Here is an 18,343-nt window from a genome sequence, read left to right as displayed (position 1 = left end):
ATAAATTGTGGCTATTTTAGGTGAACTCGCCAAATACTTAAAGCCTTGCAAGCTCTTTTTGTAATAACCGATATTGTGTGAGTAACGCTTTTAAACGCTGTTGTTTCACATTTTCAGTTGGCTCAACAAAATTAAGTGCTTTTTGTATTTCGTCAGCCGCTTTTAAATATGCGCCATATTGCGACAACACATCGGCGTTTGCTTCGTGATACGCGGCTAATTTTTCTTGCTTTTTATAGGCATCGGTTAAAAGCTGCTTACCTAAACTATGATCTGGCTTCTCTAATAAAAATGACTTTAGTACATTTTCGGCTAACTCATATTGCTCAGCTTCCAACGCGGCGTTTGCAAAATTTAAAGTAATTACTTGGTTGTTTGGCCGGTAGTTATTTAACTCACTTAAATAACTAACTGCTTCAGCTGCTTTTTTTTGTGCAATTAGCAAATCTGTTTTTGTATCAATATAAAATAAATTTTTAGGATCACTTGCCAATAGCTCATCTAGGATAGGCTGCGCTTCATCCGTTTTCTTTTGATCAACTAAGCTAATTGCTAAACCATACTGTAGTGCTACGTTGTTATAGGTATTTTCGCGCATTAACTTTCTAAATAAGGCCTCTGCATTTTCTGGCTCGTTATCGTAGCGTGCTAGTACACGGCTTTTAGCTAAATTAAAATCAAGGCTTGAACCTATTTGGCGTTTTGGATATTGCTCGGCACGCAAGCGTACATCCGACACGCGGCTTTCTGGTAGCGGGTGAGTGAGTAAAAACGCCGGGGGTTTATATTTATAACGAATTTGCGCTGCCAGTTTAGTTAAAAATTCACTAGAAGCTCTTGCATCAAATCCTGCATTGCTAAGGGTTTGCATGCCAATTCTATCGGCTTCTTGTTCGGCAGAGCGGCTATGGGTGAGTTGGCTAAATGCCGACTGTGTTTGGCTGGCTGAAATAATTGCTATGCCTGCATCTGGGGCTACAACGGTTGCTAAAATACCGGCTATCATACCGGCAATGGTGAGACCGCTATTGTCTTGTTGTTGCTGAATACGCCTTGCTAAGTGGCGTTGTGTTACGTGCGCGATTTCATGACCAAGTACTGAGGCAAACTGACTTTCGTTATCGGCTTGAGCAATTAAGCCTGTGTGAACACCTACATGACCGCCATAAAATGCAAATGCGTTAATTTCTGGGTTATTTAACCAAAAAAATGAAAAACCGAAGCGTACATCATTGGCGTTCGCAACTAATTTTCGGCCTAAGGTTGTTAGGTACTCATCAAGCACTGGATCGTTAATTAATGGTGAAGACCCTCTGATCTGCATCATCATCACTTCACCAATCGCTCTTTCTTTCTCCAGTGGTAATGCCTGCAGCGCAGACGTGCCTAAGTCGGGCAGTTGAAGATTTGTTTGTGCCTTTAACGGCTCACTCATTAGTAGGCTAAATGTAAGCACTGCACTGCATAAAGTGATAAAGGCGGATTTTAGTTGCATTATATTCCTTGTTTATTTTTTATCAGGGGCACTTGTTGGATCATCTGTATATAAACGGCTGTCCTTTTCACATAATTGATAAAACGACTTTATTGTGACCCCATCAACCTTAACAATGTTCAATTGAGTTTGTAAAAAAGCAATAATCTTATGAACTACTTTATGTGAATGCAATATAAGCGCTTTGTCTGCTTCATCGCCTTGTTCTAAATAAAAACCTATGAATTTATGTAGTTGATTAATGCGAATCACAGTTTTCATGGTTAATGGATCCCATAATATAAATTCCATTGACTCATCATGTCGAGCGTATCTATCGATGGTAGTATCATTAGAATAAGGAAACGCTTGTAGTTCAAAACCGCGTTCGGTAAATACTTGATGCAACGAAATTCGTGGCTTGTTATTACTCTCTTTCTCAAAAAGCTCGTTTGGGTCGATACCCAAGGACTCTAGGTTCCAATTGCGTTTGTCGATGATACGCTTTATAGCATTATCAAACCCGTGATCTAAAATGCTTTCACACTCACTTACCGATGAGGCTACTAAATGATAAAAATGCGGCAGCTCTCCCCAATTAATTTGCTTTTTAAACCAATTTATTTCTTTGAGAGTTGGATTGCTAGGCAATTGCGCTTTATTATGCGAATTAGGCATTAACGTATCCTTTTAGCTAACTATGCTATAAGGATAAACCATTGCAGAGGTTGTTTTAAGAAAAAGTTAAATTTAACTGTGGTTAATCTTAATTAGCCTTGGTATAGGACTTATTATTAATGTGAACAGGTAGTGAAACGAGTATGCTAGAGCTAGATTTGCGCGCTTATAAATGCCCTCAGCAATTTATTCAGTTTAAATTAGGGTTGCGTGAGGCAATATCGTTAAATCAAACAATTACCTTTAATATCTCAAGCGAGCAAAATACAGATGATATTGAACGATATTTGCAAAAAAAAATGTATTATTACAAGTTAAATAAACAACAAGCGTTGTTATTAGTGGAGCCGTTGCGTGTTTGAATATGTAAAAGCATGGTATGAAAAAAAGTTTTCTGATCCTAATTCAGTTACTTTACTTTTTTTGTTATTGGCACTGGTTGCCATGTTGTACTTTTTTGGCCCATTAATTGTGCCTGTGTTAGTGGCACTGATCATTGCTTATTTATTAGATTGGCCCGTGGTTCACCTAGAGCGAGTTGGCTTAAAGCGTTTTACTGCCACTAGCATAGTTATGTTGATATTTATTGGCATTATGCTCACCTTAATATTGGTTATAGGCCCGGTACTTTGGCAGCAAAGTAGTAACTTAGTGCAAGAAACCCCGCATATGGTAGAGCAAGGTAAATCGTTTTTACTCGACCTACCAGCTAAATACCCCAGCCTTATTAGTGCAGAGCAAGTACAGTCTATTGTGGTAACGGTAGAAACCAAAGTGCTCGAATTTGGCCAAGTGGTGCTGTCGGCATCGCTCAATTCATTAAAAGATGCTGTTGCGTGGTTAATTTATCTTATTTTAGTACCGCTACTGGTATTTTTTATGCTTAAAGACAAAGTAGAGCTCAGTGCCAGCATTGCTAAACTGATCCCGCGCCAACGACGCTTAATTTTGCAAGTGTGGCATGAAATGAATCAGCAAATAATGAATTATATTCGAGGTAAAGTATTCGAAATTTTAATTATTGGCTCGGTGTCCTTTATTGCCTTTACGGTATTGGATTTACGTTATGCGGCGCTGCTTGGTGTGTTAGTTGGCTTTTCGGTGCTCATTCCATTTGTTGGTGCTGCGCTGGTGACTATACCTGTGGCGGCGGTGGCGCTGTTTCAGTTTGGTTTAGAAACCCAGTTTTGGACCATTTTAATTATTTACGGCATTATTCAAGCGCTTGATGGCAATGTGTTAGTCCCTTTATTGTTCTCTGAAGCGGTTGATTTAAACCCGGTGTTTATTATTGTCGCCGTACTATTTTTTGGTGGGCTGTGGGGTTTTTGGGGCGTATTTTTTGCTATTCCATTAGCATCATTGGTAAAAGCGCTGATTAAGGCGTGGTCATCCACACATGAAGAGCTCGCAGAAGAGCTCGGTAACTAAAAAGTATAGTAAACGCACTTTAATTACTAAAGATTATTACTCATTCCTATTAAAACTATGTACTATTGGGAATAAGATATATTTTTTAGTAATAAGGTGCGTTTTTAATGTCAGAGTTTTTATTGCCAGATGAACCTAACAGCCAAGTTTATCTTGATGCAAATGCGACCACACCTGTATTGCCTTGTATTGCAGAGGTGGTGTGCCATGCGATGCAAATTTGTTTTGGTAATCCCTCAAGTCCCCATATAACCGGTATTCAAGCCAAACACTTATTAGAACAAACGAGGCAAAAAGCGCGCAGCGTGATTGGTGCGCAACAGGGCGATATATTATTTACCTCAGGTGCGACCGAAGGTATTCAAACTGCTATCGTATCAACCTTAATTAATGCCAAACAGCACACAAAATCTAAACCGGTTTTATTGTATGGAGCAACTGAGCATAAAGCGGTGCCTAATACATTAAAACATTGGAATGCCGTGCTTGAAATTAATGCTGAAATTATTGCTATTCCGGTTAACCGAGACGGTATTTTAGACTTAGACTTTATTGCTCAGCATATTGATAATGCCCTGATGATTTGTACTATGGCTGTTAATAATGAAACCGGTGTATACCAAGATTTAAGTGCTATAGAAAAGGTGATCCGCAGTCGTAATAACGATGTGACTTGGATGGTTGACTGTGTGCAGGCACTGGGTAAACAACAACTCAACCTAAGCAAAACCACGATTGATTATGCGCCATTTTCAGGACATAAGCTCTATGCACCTAAAGGCATCGGATTATTGTATATTCGTAAAGGAAGCCCATACACGCCGTTTATAGCTGGTGGAGGCCAAGAAAGTGGCATGCGTTCAGGTACAGAAAACCTGCCCGGTATTGCTGGGCTTAATAAGCTGTTTAGTTTGCTGCTTGATAAGCAAGACGATACTTTTAAATCAGCTGATGTACTTAATTTGTATCGCGATAAACTGCATAGCGCTTTAGTTGACACCTTTGGAAGTATTACCTTTAATCATGATTTTGCCTGCTCAGTGCCCACAACACTAAACTTTGCAGTTAATGATTTAACCAGTAAAGAAGTTATTGATTTATTTGACGCTGCAGGTATTAGAGTCAGCGGTGGCTCAGCCTGTAGTACGGGCGCAACTCAAAGCTTTGTACTTGATGCGATGGGAGTGTCACAGTGGCAAAGTGAAAATGCGATTCGTTTATCGTTTGGGCCTGCTGCCACTATGGCGCAAATAGACTATGCATGTGAACAAATTCGCGCACTTAAAACAGTGTTACAAGCAAATTGTTTGGTTATTTCTGATAGTAGCTTAGTAGCACAAGAAGTATGTGCCTTGGGGCTTACCCAATTTAGACACCAAGGTGCTTGCAGTTGGTTGTATGTAGCTGATGATCAACAGGCAATTATTATTGACCCAATTATTGAACTGATCCCTCGATTTGAAAAAATAGTGAATACACAAAATTTAACTATTACTGCTATTTTAAACACGCATGAGCACCAAGATCGTCACTGTGCTCTTGATTTAATGCGCAGCGCACTCAAAACAAATTTAGTTGCTGGTGAAGTTGATCAATTAGGCTGGCCTGTTAATTGTGAACAATTGCAACTAACCGAACAAGTACTTGAAAAGCTAGCGACGCCTGGACACAGCCAAGATAGCGTGAGTTATTTATTAAAGGCTAATAACGGCGATGTACAGTACTGTTTTTGTGGTGATTTAATTTTACCTGCGGGGCTTGGTAATACAGTACTTGATGGGGGAGATGCGATGCAGATGGCAGACTCTTTGACTAAGTTAACTGCAGAGCTTAATCCGCAAAGTGTGGTGTGCTCTGGGCATGATTATCAACAGTGTTTTGCCATGAATTGGGCTGTGCAAAAGCAGCAAACACCTTTATTAAAAGCGCTTATTGAAGGTGATATCAGCCATACTGAATTTGCCATGCAAAAACAACAAGCAGACTCACAACAACACACATTAGCAAATTCGCTTTGTGGTTATGTTAATGCAAAGCCTAAAGTCGAAACTTCGCAGCTTAGTTTTAATCAAGCGAAGGAAATGCTTTCACATAACAGTGTATATTTAATTGATACCCGAGAGCCTTATGAGCATGGCGCTAACAATATCAGTGGATTGCTTAATGTGCCTGAGGCTAAAACTTTAAATATTCCTTTAAGCCGAATGGCCTATGCACTCACCCAAGGGCAACTAGATAAAAACAATCAATACATATTGGTGTGTCGCAGTGGAAATCGTTCAAAAATTGCGGCGGCAAACTTAATTGAACTTGGTTATAACCGCGTTTTTAACTTATCGGGTGGTTTAGCATTGACCAGCTAATAGTTTAATAAAAGAAAAAGGCCGACATGTGTCGGTCTTTTTTTTGCCTGCTTTAATCGAAGATTAATAAAATGTTCATTGTGCAGAGGGGGTGAACAGTTGTTAAATTCAATTTTTAATTTTATGATACCGGTGTCAAAAGCAAAAAATTGCGCTATTATCTGCATCAAAGCTTATAAAAATAACGCAATTTAGACCATTTAAGCTATAATGTTGGGCTTTGCTTTTTACAAAAATCGCTTGTTCAGTGTCGTAAAAAATAAAATAAAATGCTTAAAATCAATAGATTAATTAATTAGGGGATGTTTACATGGCGAGCCGTTCTGAGTTAGTAAGTTGGCAAGCACTAGAAAATAGTGCACAAAAGATGACACACACACATCTGAAAACTTTATTTGCACAAGACGATTCTCGTTTTTCTCAATTCTCTACTCAAATCCCAGGTGTGTTGTTTGATTACTCAAAACAACGCATAGATGAAAACGTATTTGGTCAATTAATTTCATTAGCGAAAGAATGCGATATTGAAGCATGGCGTGAGAAAATGTTTACCGGTGAAAAAATTAATATCACCGAAGACCGTGCGGTTTTACATACTGCGCTTAGAAATCGCGCTCATACACCGCTTATTGTTGACGGCGAAAATATTACAGAAGCGGTCGATAGCGAACTTGCCAAAATTAAGACCTTTGTTGAAAAAGTGCGAAGTGGTCAATGGCTAGGTTACACCGGAAAAGCGGTAAAAGATGTGGTTAGCATTGGTGTTGGTGGTTCAAACTTAGGGCCGCAAACGGCAACTGAAGCACTTAAAGCAGTGGTTGATAAGCCATTGAACGTTCACTATGTTTCAAACGCAGATGGCGTACAAATTGCGTCAGTATTAGATAAAGTAGATCCTGAAACCACGTTATTTGTAATTTCGTCAAAGACATTTACTACCTCAGAAACCATGACTAACTCAAAAACAGCGGTTGATTGGTTTTTAGACAGTGCAAAGGATGACAGCGCTATAGCAAAGCATTTTGTTGCAGTAAGCACTAATTTAGAAAAAACTGCTGCATTTGGTATAAGTGACGAAAACGTATTTACCATGTGGGATTGGGTTGGCGGTCGTTTTTCACTTTGGAGTGCCATTGGTTTACCTATTGCACTTTATGCTGGGTTTGAAGCATTTGAGGCCATTTTAGAGGGAGCGTTTGAAGTTGATGAGCACTTTAAATCGGCGCCGCTAGAACAGAATATTCCTTTAATTATGGCGCTACTCAGTGTTTGGAATACCAGCTTTTTAGGGTTTGATTCGCAAGCTATTTTGCCATACGACCAAGCCCTGCATATGTTGCCAGCATATTTGCAACAAGGTGAAATGGAAAGTAATGGTAAACATGTAACCTTTGATGGACAGACAGTGCCATACACTACCGTGCCAATCATTTGGGGTATGACAGGGATAAACGGTCAGCATGCGTTTTATCAATGTTTGCACCAAGGCAATGTAATTGTCCCTGCGGACTTTATTGGCTCTGTAAAGCCTCAGGTTAACGTAGATAAGCATCACGATATTTTATTATCGAACTTTTTTGCACAAACCGAAGCACTAATGAACGGGGTCGATGCACAGCAGATAACGGCTGATTTAACAGCCAAAGGCAAAACGCCTGCACAAATTGAAATGCTGCTAAAGCATAAAATTCACCAAGGAAACCGCCCAACAACGTCTATATTATTAGACACGATTGATGCAAAAGCGGTCGGTCGATTAATTGCACTGTATGAGCACAAGATTTTTTGTCACGGTATTATTTTACAAATATGCTCATTTGATCAGTGGGGCGTAGAACTTGGTAAAGGCTTAGCATCTAAAATTGAAGCTGAATTAACCGATGATAACGTGGTGAATGAGCACGACAGCTCAACACAAGGCTTAATGGCGTACTACAAACAATACCGTACGCAGTAACATATTCACTTATTACATAATAAGTAACCAAATACCTTTGAACGGGTAGCGCTGGAGTCCTAGGGCCTGTATTTTTGTGAGAGGAATTACAGTGTCCCTAGACCCATTTTAATCGCGCATATACGAACAACATTAGTAGGCTTTGTGCTGAGGCCTACATTATCCAGATAATAAACCGCTATAACTGATTACCAATACGGTAGTGGCAGGTAGCATAAACGTAGAGAGTAACTATGCTTAATCCTTTTGATATTATAATTTTTGGGGGCGGTGGTGATCTTGCGTTACGCAAATTACTTCCTGCAATGTATCGAGCATATCAAGAAGGTAACTTACCACAAGGCTCACGTATTTTGCCTACCGTGCGCGAACAAAGTAAATGCGATGAATACATCGATACAGCACACAAAGCTTTACAAGAATTTTTAAGCGAAGGCGAATATAACGCAAAAGATTGGAAATCGTTCTCAGACTTTTTAGTACCCGTAGTGAGCAATGTCACCGAAGCGGATGATAACTGGGATGTACTGAAAAAAATTCTAGATGAAGATGATAGCGATAAATCACGAGTATTTTACTTATCTCTTCCACCTGCTGTTTATGGCACCTGTTGTGAAATATTATCAACGAAAAAACTAATTACTGCGAACTCGCGTGTTGTAGTAGAAAAACCAATTGGTTACTGCGGTGAGTCAGCAGAAGTAATTAATGCGAAAATTGCACAGTATTTTAACGAAGAACAAATTTTCCGTATTGACCACTACTTAGGTAAAGAAACGGTTCAAAACTTAATGGCTCTGCGTTTTTCAAATTCATTATTTGAGAACATGTGGGATGCTAAATCGATTGATAATATTCAAATTAGCTTGTCAGAAACAGTAGGACTTGAAAGCCGTGCTGGTTTTTATGACAAAGCGGGTGCCTTGCGTGACATGGTGCAAAACCACTTGTTACAACTACTTTGTTTAGTGGCTATGGAGTCACCGCATAAGTTAAACGCTAACAGCATCCGTAATGAAAAATTAAAAGTATTAGAAGCATTACGTCCACTTGAAGATACAGATGTTGATAATAATATTATTCGTGGTCAGTACGTACCCGGTGATTTAAACGGTAAAATAGTCCCAGGTTACCTTGAAGAGCTAAACGAAGGGGCGAGTAAAACCGAAACTTTCGTTGCTATTCGTGCGCATATTGATAACTGGCGTTGGGCGGGCGTTCCTTTTTATCTGCGAACCGGTAAACGCATGGCGAAGCGCTGCGCTGAAATTGTAGTGCAATATAAAAAAGTATCACATAACGTTTATGAAGACAGCGTAGGCAATATTGAACCAAACCGTTTGATTATTCGCTTACAGCCACAAGAAAGCATTCAGTTAACGCTGATGTCAAAGCGTCTTGATAACTTAGATATGCAACTTGAACCTGTAACGATGAATATTGAATTGTCACAAGCGTATAGTAACGGTTTCCATTCAGATGCTTATAAACGTTTAATGCTTGATGCAGCCGCTAATAATCCTTCGTTATTTATTCACCGCGACGAAGTACGCCAAGCTTGGAAGTGGATTGATCCAATTATTGAACGTTGGCAAGAGAAGGGTAAACCTTCATTGTACCGAGCGGGTAGTTGGGGTCCTGAAGACGCTGATGATTTATTAGCAGAGAATAACCATGTTTGGTTTAACACCGGTGATAAGGCATAAGTAATGGCAAAAATAGTAGAAAAGTTTTTTGACGATAAAGCCGCTTTAACTGATGAATTATCTCAGTCATTAGAGCAGGCCTTACGTAATGGGATTGAAGCTGATGGCCGTGCAGTGCTAATGGTTTCAGGCGGATCTTCACCTGAACCTGCGTACAAGCATTTATCAACCCTTGATTTAAACTGGGCTCATGTTGATGTTGCTATGGTTGATGAACGTTGGGTTGAGGCAAGTCACGAAAAGAGTAATGAAGCATTCATTAAGCGTACTTTGCTACAAAACCATGGTGCAGCCGCTAATTTTATTAGCATGAAAAATGCAGCAGCCACTGCAGAGCAAGGTGTTGATTCGTGTGAAGCGCAGTTTCAAGCATTAAAGCGCCCGTTTGATGTCACTATTTTAGGGATGGGCCCTGATGGACATACTGCTTCGTTATTTCCACATGCTCAAGGGCTGGAAAACGGCTTAGATTCAAACCAACTTGTGTGTGCCATTAACGCAATTGAGAGTGATGTAACAGGTAGTATTACCGAACGAATGAGCTTAACGCTGAATGCAATTTTACAGTCTAAAGTAGTTAAATTACTTATTAGTGGCGATGAAAAGCTGGCTGTTTATAAGCAAGCTTTAGCGGGTGGTAATGTTAATGATATGCCGTTACGTGCAGTTCTAAATCACCCTGAGATCAACATTGAAGTGTATTGGGCACCTTAATTTAGTCTAAACTAGGTGCTTTAAAACCATGTTGTATTGATGGTTTAATGAAAGGTCAGTTGCTTTTGCTACTGGCCTTTTTTATTGCGACATGTTTTTGTCATTAATCAATTAATAACAAAGTGCTGTAAACATTTGAAGTTTAAATATTTCCCTTAAGCTAAGTACCTTTTTAATGCTCTTATATTTTTAAAAGTCACTAACTAAACTTATATTTATCAATAAAAACAGTAGGTTAATTTTGGTTCGGCGCGGAGTTATATAACCCATTAATCTTATCTGCTATTCGCAATCTCTCTTATTTTAAATACATTAAGTATAAACATGTCATTATTTACATACCTAGTATAGAGAGTAATTCTTGGGCGAACTCTGCTTTTTTATGAAATAATTAATCAATTTAAAATCAATGACTTAATAATAATTAAGTTAAATTTCATACAAAAAGAGCGGAAAAATGTAGCAAAATTGTAATTTAGCATGTATGGTTTGTTACTACTATGACAGCGCTGTCATGGCGGTTAGGCAAAATGATAAACAAAACCAATAAAATGATTCGAGGGGAATCCTGTGTTAGCTAAAAATTTTAAAAAAAGCTTATTAGCAGTAAATATCGGCTTAGTTGTGGGAGCTGGGTTTACTGGTGCTGCATTCGCAGCCGATGAAGTTAAAGTTCAAAATGATGTTGAGGTTATTGAAGTACGCGGTATTCGTGGCTCTTTAGAAGCATCATTAAATACTAAGCGCTTTTCAGATTCTGTGGTAGACGCGTTATCATCTGAAGATGTCGGTAAGTTTCCTGACAGCGATGTAGGCGAAGCATTAGGTCGTATTTCTGGTGTTGCTGTAAATAGAGCATTTGGCCAAGGTCAACAAGTATCTATCCGCGGTGCATCAGCGCAACTAACTCGTACATTACTAAATGGCCATTCTGTGGCTTCAACTGGCTGGTACGATCAACAAAACATTGATCGTAGTTTTAACTATACATTATTGCCGCCTGAGATGGTTGGTAGTATCGAAGTATACAAATCATCACAAGCAGATATTGTTGAAGGTGGCATTGGTGGTACGGTTATCGTTAATACGCGCAAACCATTAGATTTAGATTCAAATACAGTATTTGCAAGCATTAAAGGTGATTACGGTTCAATATCAGAAGAGATTGATCCAGAGATTTCTGGCCTTTATAGCTGGAAAAATGATGATGAAACCTTTGGTGCGCTTGTGTCAGCAGCATTCTCAGAAACTAATTATCAGCGTAACGGTATTGAATCGCTAGTTGGTTGGGGTGACATTGTTCCTTCAACATTCCAACAAGAGCGAGAGCGTACAGCTATTAATGCAACATTCCAATACAGACCCAGTGATGAGTTAGAAATTGGTTTAAATATCATGAGTCTAGATTTGTCGGCAGATAATGCAAATACGTCGTTATTTGTTATGTTTCCAGATGACAAAGATGCAGCGTGTGAGCAAGTCAATGTAGATGGTACATGTACTTTTTATCGTCGTTCTGGTAACGGTGCCAACCCTGGTTGGGCTCAAACTTGGGCTCGTGCGGGTTCAATGACGTCAGAAACTGTTGATTTAGACTTTAAGTATGTAGGCGAAAGTTTTGAGGTTGAAGGCCGAATTGGTAACACGCAATCAGATGGCGGTACAGATTTAACAGCTAACTATGGTTTTTGGTTAGGTACTGCAGCAGATTACGCGGGTACCTATGATGCAACTGGCGATGAAATAAAAATTGATGTTGCGAATAAATCTTTCACACCCGATGACTTTCAAGGTGAATTATCATCTGCGGGCTGGGCACTCAAAAAGCAGCCAAATACGGATGAAGAAACCTATGCACAGCTTGATTTTACTTTCCCTGTAGATTTTGGTGCTATCACATCAATTAAAACCGGCTTTCGTTGGGCTGATCATGAAGTAAAACAAGAAACGTATACGGCAAACTTAGTTGACTCTATTTCAGCTTATGATGCCTCACGATATTATTCGGGTACAGTGACATCAGGTGCTGGTTACGTGTTACCAGAGCCTAATTTAGGACAAATGATCAGTGATGGCTATGCAGCAATTACAAGCTTCGATAACACCTCAATTGCATACAAGTCTGGTTACGGTACGATCCAAGAAGAAAATATTTCTTTGTACGCGATGGCTAATTTCTCAGCAGAGGGCATTCGTGGTAACTTCGGTATTCGCTATGTGTCAACCGATGCGGAGTCTGATTACTATGCCCTAGACGCTACGGGTAGTTATGGCAATGGTTTAAGCACAGAGAAAGCAGATTATAATGAAGTGTTACCAAGTGTAAATGTTGCATTTGATTTAACCGAAGACGTTATTTTACGTTTCTCTGCGGCGCAAGTTATTTCGCGTGCTAACTACACTGACATGTTTGCTGCATCATCACTATCAGGTTACGAAGATGGCACTGTAGGAAATGAAGTTATTTCTACCGGTAATATCGGCCTTGAACCATTTAAAGCAACACAGTCAGACTTAGGTGTTGAATACTACTTTGATGGCGACGGCATGGTAAGTGCGACTTACTTTATTAAGAATATTTCATCATTTACCAAAGTTGATCAAATCCTTAATCAAAGTATTGGGATCGTTGACCCTGATTCAGGTGTAGATAACTGGACAGTGGCTACCAAAGGCACAGGTTCAGGTGGTGAAATTCAAGGTATTGAACTTCAAATCCAAGATGGTTTTGATAGTGGCTTTGGTTATCAAGCAAATTATACGTGGGTTGACTCAGAAGCACCTGCAGAAAACTTCCCAGACCGTATCGAGTTATTTTCAGATTCATCTGAACATACAGTGAATTTGGTAGGTTACTATGAAGCTGATAACTACAGTGTTCGTTTAGCGTATAACTGGCGTTCAGAGTATATGGTTCGTGAAGCACCTTATTTCTACGGTAACCGTGAACACCAAGACTACGGTACACTTGATTTAACTGCAAACTACGCTGTAACTGACTACTTAGACCTAACGTTTGAAGCTGTTAATATAACAGAAGAAGATAGTATTCAGGTAGGTACAGCAACAGGTGATGCAGAAGTTAAACCTGAGCTTCGTAATGGCTATCCAGCGTGGAGTTTTGAAGGTGAAGCACGCTATAGAGTGGGTATTGCTCTTCGTTTCTAACTCGGTTTAGATGACAAAATGAAAGCCCAGTTAATACTGGGCTTTTTTATGAGCTAATCAATAAAGTGGTTTAACTATGATAAGAAAAATAGCAATTGTTGGTGGGGGGACAGCCGGTTGGTTAGCAGCCAATCATTTAGGTCACTCATTATTAGAAACAAATACTGAAATTACATTGATAGAGTCTCCGACAATTCCCACCATTGGGGTAGGAGAGGGAACGGTGCCTTCAATTCGTAATTCGCTTCAAAAGTTTGGTATTCGTGAAACTGATTTTATTCGTGAGTGTGATGTAACCTTTAAGCAATCTATTAAATTTGTAAATTGGTTAGATAAAACGAAGCATGGTGAAAATTACTATCATCATTTATTCGATAATCCACATATATTTGGCGAAGAAATGACTCAACAATGGCTAGCTGGTGAATCACAAAACCGTTATGCCAATGCGGTGTCTAAGCAAGAAATTTGCTGTGAAGAAAAATATGCGCCAAAAACAATATCTACTCCAGAGTATGTCGGAATTAATGGTTACGCCTATCATTTTGATGCTAAAAAATTTGCTGCGTTTTTAATGAAGCATGCCCAAGATGCGTTTGCTATTAAGCATTTATATGCTGACATTATAGATATTGCCATTGACGATGATGGCTTTATTAGTCACTTAATAGATAGCAATAATAAACATCTAGCTTATGACTTTATTATTGATTGTTCCGGATTTAGCGCTGCCATTATTGGTGAAAAATTAAATGTTGATTTTATAGAACGCTCTGATGAATTACTTACAGACACAGCACTTACATTGCAAGTACCCACCTCATTAGATGATGAAATCCTTCCTTATACTATTGCCACAGCGCACCAAGCTGGCTGGATATGGGATATAGCACTTACCAAACGTCGTGGTGTTGGTTTTGTTTATTCGTCTAAACACATGGATGAAGAGCAAGCGGTAAAAAAGTTACATCATTATCTTGGTAATAAATTTACCGATTTACAGCCACGTAAAATTCCTATGAAGATAGGACGTAGAGAATTATTTTGGCATAAAAATTGTGTTGCTATTGGTTTATCTCAGGGTTTTGTAGAGCCTCTTGAGGCGACAGCTATTTTGATAACCGATTTCTCAGCAGGTTTATTATCAAAGCGTTTTCCTCGGTATAAGGCAGATATAGAGTATATAGCACCTGACTTTAATAAGCATGTCGCGCATGTCTGGGAAAGTACCTTTGATTTTATTAAAATGCATTATTGTATTTCAGATAGAAGTGACTCTTTGTTTTGGCAGGATAATCGCAAGGCGTCAGGGGTTTCAAGTAAGCTTACAAGTAATTTAGCGCGATGGAAAAGCTTTGCGCCATTGCGAGAAGACTTCAGCAGTAAGTTTGATTTATTTGATTTAGAAAATTATCTTTACGTGCTTTATGGTATGAATTTTTTACCTCGCAAAAAAGCTGTGACTGAGCAAGTGACAGCCCTAGCTGATAAGCAATGTACTTTTAAAAACAAACGGATAAAACAGTTATTAGCAGAATTGCCAAAACACAGAGAGCTTATTAATAAAATACATCAGTTCGGCTTACAAAAAAATTAAAATTGATGCGCCATTAAAAACTAACATTTAGATTATTGGGCTGTTGTCTAGGGTCTGTTGATCTTTCAAGGTTAAATTTACAGCAGTCTGTTTGGTATTTAGGCAAGGCAGAGCCTATGTGTTGTGGTTATTCCCCATAAATAGGCGATAACGCAGCATCAATGCCAAACAGGCGCTGCCCGAAGGGTTCTGCCTAGGGGCGATTTACTCTTTGTTGCCTACATGGATGTAGGTAAGGGGCGTGAGCAGGACGCGGAAGCTTTGCTCGGCTTTTACTTATTCTTACATGGATGTAAGCCAGTAGAATAACGCAGGAGCAGTTATCGAGCCCACTAGGTTACAAACCTCGCGCCGCGATTAAATCGTCCCTAGTTTGAACAAATTTTAATCCGCAAAGGTCAACAGACCCTAGTCAATTCTAAAAAAAGAAGAGATTGATAAACGGCCATTTTTTATATCGCCTGTGAATTCATAGTCATTATCTAAGTTAGCACAATGAAGTAAATTGCTTTTATATAACACCACGCGGTTTTGCTTTGCTTTAATATTAATGACTTGCTCGAATAAGGCGGTATTACTGTTTAAATACCCTTGATGTTCTGATTCATTATTTTTGGTTTGTTCTATTACATCGCTAAAAAGGTGTTGGTTTCGTGGCGTTATTTTAATTAGGTTTTCAGGAATATAGCGATAAATTGATGTGCCGTTAGACTCTTTACCAGCTATATAATGCACTGCTGCAAAGGTATTATCATCGGTCGAATCTATATGAGGTATACGTTGTAATAACTTAAGCTCACAGGCTTTTTGGGTAACTAATGATAATTTGCAACGATGAACATAGAGTGCTTTATGCTCGCGGTTAAAAACACCTCGTGCTTGAAGAGATAGTAATAGCTGCCTAAAAGCACGGTAATAAGGTTCAGGCATTACATCACGCTTACCGGGAAATAAAGTACCATCGCTGCCAACGGGCTCTAAATACGCTACATGCGCAGCAAAATTAACCACAGGTTCAATACTTTTTAGAAAATTATCGATGATGATCACATCTTCGTTTTCAGTTTCAAGATGAACTATTTCAACCCTAAAATCGGGGTTTAACTCGTAGTGTTCCATTTTAATTCAACTGATATTAATCGCAACATTGTTGAATATACTAACAAAAGTCCATAATTATGAAACAAAAAACAACACTCAGCAGAGTGTTTTTTACACTACATATTGTACAAATAATTACCTTCTTTATTTGTTAATTAATAACGTACAAAATGACACAAAATTTTCACTTCCTTTTTGTCACCAAAACCATTAGCCTTAGGCCACTAACAGTAATAAATCAAATTTATAAAATAACGGAGCAGTAACATGGCGGAGCAACAAGTACAGCCTTTACACAACGAAAAACATGCCAACACTAAAATTAAAAATGGCATCAACATCGAATTTATGAAAACTCAACACTTAGTGCCAGTGGTTGCACATGAGTTTGCGCGTATCGCCAATGAATTCCCAATGTCTTTTGTTAAAAATAACGAAACAGGTACTTTTCAAGCGGTTGCAATGTTTGGCCTAGAGCCAGGCGAAAATTTATTTATTGATGGCGACAAATGGACAGCATCATTTGCGCCTATGGCAACAACGCGTTACCCATTAGGTTTAGTAAAGCACCCAGAGCAAGATCAATTTGGTATCGTAATTGACGAAGCGAGCTCATTAGTTGGTGAAGAAGAGGGTAATGCATTATTCGAAAACGGTGAAGAAACTGATTACCTTAAGCGTCGTAAAGAAGCGTTAGTATCGTTCATTGAGTTTTCTCAAGTAACCGATGCGTTCACTAAATTCCTTGCTGATAAAGAACTACTGGTAGCACAAACGCTAACAGTTGATATTAAAGGTGAGAAAAAAGACATCAACGGTATTTACCTTATCGATGAGAAGAAACTAAATGAGCTAAGCGATGCAGACTTTCTTGAGCTTCGTAAGCGCGGTTATTTAGCACCAATCTATTCTTTCTTAACGTCTACACACCAAGTAGCACGTTTAGCACGTTTAAAAGCGCAACAAGCGTAACTTTAAACGAAATTAAAAAAGCGCCTTAGGGCGCTTTTTTTGTGCCATTAAACTCAGTTCACTTGAAAAACTCTTCATAACCATTCACATTGGTTTTAATCCTGTATTTATAAAAGAACACACAATGAAAAAATCACTATTATTAGGGCTCATTGCAACAAGTTTGATGGGGTTGAGCACGCAGGCATTGAGTGAAAACACAAATACGCCGTTTGCCATTGCGATTCATGGCGGTGCAGGCACGATTGAAAAAAGTAAATTTACGGCAGATCAAGAGCAAGCTTATCGCAATAAATTAGCAGAAGCTGTTGAGGCCGGATATAAGGTACTTGAACAAGGCGGAGAAAGCCTTGATGCAGTGACTACTGCCATTGAAGTACTTGAACAATCGCCTTATTTTAATGCCGGGCGTGGTGCGGTATATACCTATGATGGTAGTCACGAATTAGATGCCTCTATAATGGATGGTCGCAATCGTCAAGCAGGCGCTGTGTCAGGTATTAAACATATCGAAAGTCCAATTAAACTTGCCCGGTTAGTAATGGAAAAATCAGTGCATGTGATGTTAAGTGGTCAAGGTGCAGAAGAGTTTGCCAAAGAGCAAGGCGTGAGCCTAGTAGAGAACAATATATTTGATACTGAGCATCGTTATGAGGCTTTATTAAAAGCCAAAAAGAAACTCGAGGCGAGCAAAAATACCAGTAAAGATTATCAGGCAGCGCATAAAGCGTTACCAGTAAATTATAAAGTGGGCACAGTCGGAGCGGTGGCACTGGATAAACAAGGTAATTTAGCGGCGGGCACGTCAACCGGCGGAATGACCGCAAAACGTTTTGGTCGTATTGGCGATGCACCGGTTATTGGCGCAGGCACTTTTGCTGAAAATGCCTCATGTGCGGTTTCGGCAACTGGGCACGGCGAATATTTTATTCGTTATAATGTGGCAAGTGATATTTGTGCGCGAGTAAAGTACCAAGGTAAAACCATAGACCAAGCAGGTAATGAAGTAATAAACGAGGTGCTTAAACCGATAGGGGGCACAGGCGGTGTTATTATTATTGATACAAAAGGCAGTATTAGTCTGCCGTTTAATACTTCAGGCATGTATCGTGCGAGTAAATCGAATACGCAAGCAACCTACGTAGGTATTTTTAGTGACGAATAAACACTATTAGTTAGTGG

At 39.2% G+C, this 18,343-nt stretch carries 13 protein-coding genes; 10 read left to right on the top strand and 3 right to left on the bottom strand.

The window, feature by feature from the left end:
* Positions 1-37: 37 nt before the first annotated feature.
* Positions 38-1,495 (bottom strand): M48 family metalloprotease, encoded by a 1,458-nt coding sequence (locus FLM54_RS09535; RefSeq protein ID WP_178956261.1) that lies wholly within the window; start codon positions 1,493-1,495, stop codon positions 38-40.
* Positions 1,496-1,507: 12 nt separating this feature from the next.
* Positions 1,508-2,152: a hypothetical protein gene (locus FLM54_RS09530; protein WP_178956260.1), complete on the bottom strand. Its 645-nt coding sequence runs from the start codon at positions 2,150-2,152 to the stop codon at positions 1,508-1,510.
* A 143-nt stretch (positions 2,153-2,295) separates the two neighbouring features.
* Here FLM54_RS09530 and FLM54_RS09525 point away from each other — a divergent pair, with 143 nt between their 5' ends.
* The 8 genes from FLM54_RS09525 (at position 2,296) to FLM54_RS09490 (ending at position 15,088) form a co-directional block, all read left to right on the top strand.
* The gene (locus FLM54_RS09525; RefSeq protein ID WP_178956259.1) at positions 2,296-2,514 is read left to right on the top strand and encodes a hypothetical protein; all 219 of its coding nucleotides are present in this window, start codon (positions 2,296-2,298) and stop codon (positions 2,512-2,514) included.
* A complete protein-coding gene (locus FLM54_RS09520; RefSeq protein WP_178956258.1) occupies positions 2,507-3,583 on the top strand; it encodes an AI-2E family transporter in 1,077 nt (358 codons plus the stop codon). The genes FLM54_RS09525 and FLM54_RS09520 overlap by 8 nt, the downstream gene beginning before the upstream one ends.
* Positions 3,584-3,690: 107 nt before the next feature.
* Entirely contained in the window at positions 3,691-5,946 is a 2,256-nt protein-coding gene (locus tag FLM54_RS09515; protein ID WP_178956257.1) for an aminotransferase class V-fold PLP-dependent enzyme, read from the top strand.
* A gap of 310 nt (positions 5,947-6,256) precedes the next feature.
* Positions 6,257-7,903, top strand: coding sequence for a glucose-6-phosphate isomerase (pgi, locus tag FLM54_RS09510; RefSeq protein ID WP_178956256.1), 1,647 nt, complete (start codon positions 6,257-6,259; stop codon positions 7,901-7,903).
* 233 nt (positions 7,904-8,136) lie between these two features.
* Positions 8,137-9,609 (top strand): glucose-6-phosphate dehydrogenase, encoded by a 1,473-nt coding sequence (gene zwf / locus FLM54_RS09505; protein ID WP_178956255.1) that lies wholly within the window; start codon positions 8,137-8,139, stop codon positions 9,607-9,609.
* A 3-nt stretch (positions 9,610-9,612) separates the two neighbouring features.
* Positions 9,613-10,323: a 6-phosphogluconolactonase gene (gene pgl / locus FLM54_RS09500; RefSeq protein WP_178956254.1), complete on the top strand. Its 711-nt coding sequence runs from the start codon at positions 9,613-9,615 to the stop codon at positions 10,321-10,323.
* Positions 10,324-10,893: 570 nt separating this feature from the next.
* On the top strand, positions 10,894-13,491 hold the full coding sequence (locus FLM54_RS09495) for a TonB-dependent receptor (protein WP_178956253.1): 2,598 nt from the start codon (positions 10,894-10,896) through the stop codon (positions 13,489-13,491).
* 76 nt (positions 13,492-13,567) lie between these two features.
* Positions 13,568-15,088: a tryptophan halogenase family protein gene (locus FLM54_RS09490; protein ID WP_178956252.1), complete on the top strand. Its 1,521-nt coding sequence runs from the start codon at positions 13,568-13,570 to the stop codon at positions 15,086-15,088.
* A 408-nt stretch (positions 15,089-15,496) separates the two neighbouring features.
* On the opposite strand, the gene FLM54_RS09485 is transcribed toward FLM54_RS09490, so the two are convergent.
* Positions 15,497-16,207 (bottom strand): DUF6445 family protein, encoded by a 711-nt coding sequence (locus tag FLM54_RS09485; protein ID WP_178956251.1) that lies wholly within the window; start codon positions 16,205-16,207, stop codon positions 15,497-15,499.
* Positions 16,208-16,456: 249 nt separating this feature from the next.
* On the opposite strand from FLM54_RS09485, the gene FLM54_RS09480 reads away from it, so the two are divergent.
* Positions 16,457-17,161: a SapC family protein gene (locus FLM54_RS09480; RefSeq protein WP_010388497.1), complete on the top strand. Its 705-nt coding sequence runs from the start codon at positions 16,457-16,459 to the stop codon at positions 17,159-17,161.
* 124 nt (positions 17,162-17,285) lie between these two features.
* Positions 17,286-18,326, top strand: coding sequence for an isoaspartyl peptidase/L-asparaginase family protein (locus tag FLM54_RS09475; protein WP_109874473.1), 1,041 nt, complete (start codon positions 17,286-17,288; stop codon positions 18,324-18,326).
* Positions 18,327-18,343: the final 17 nt, after the last annotated feature.

Origin of the sequence: Pseudoalteromonas sp. Scap25 (assembly GCF_013394125.1) — a bacterium.
GTDB lineage: Bacteria > Pseudomonadota > Gammaproteobacteria > Enterobacterales > Alteromonadaceae > Pseudoalteromonas.
This window is presented reverse-complemented; position numbering and strand designations above follow the sequence as displayed.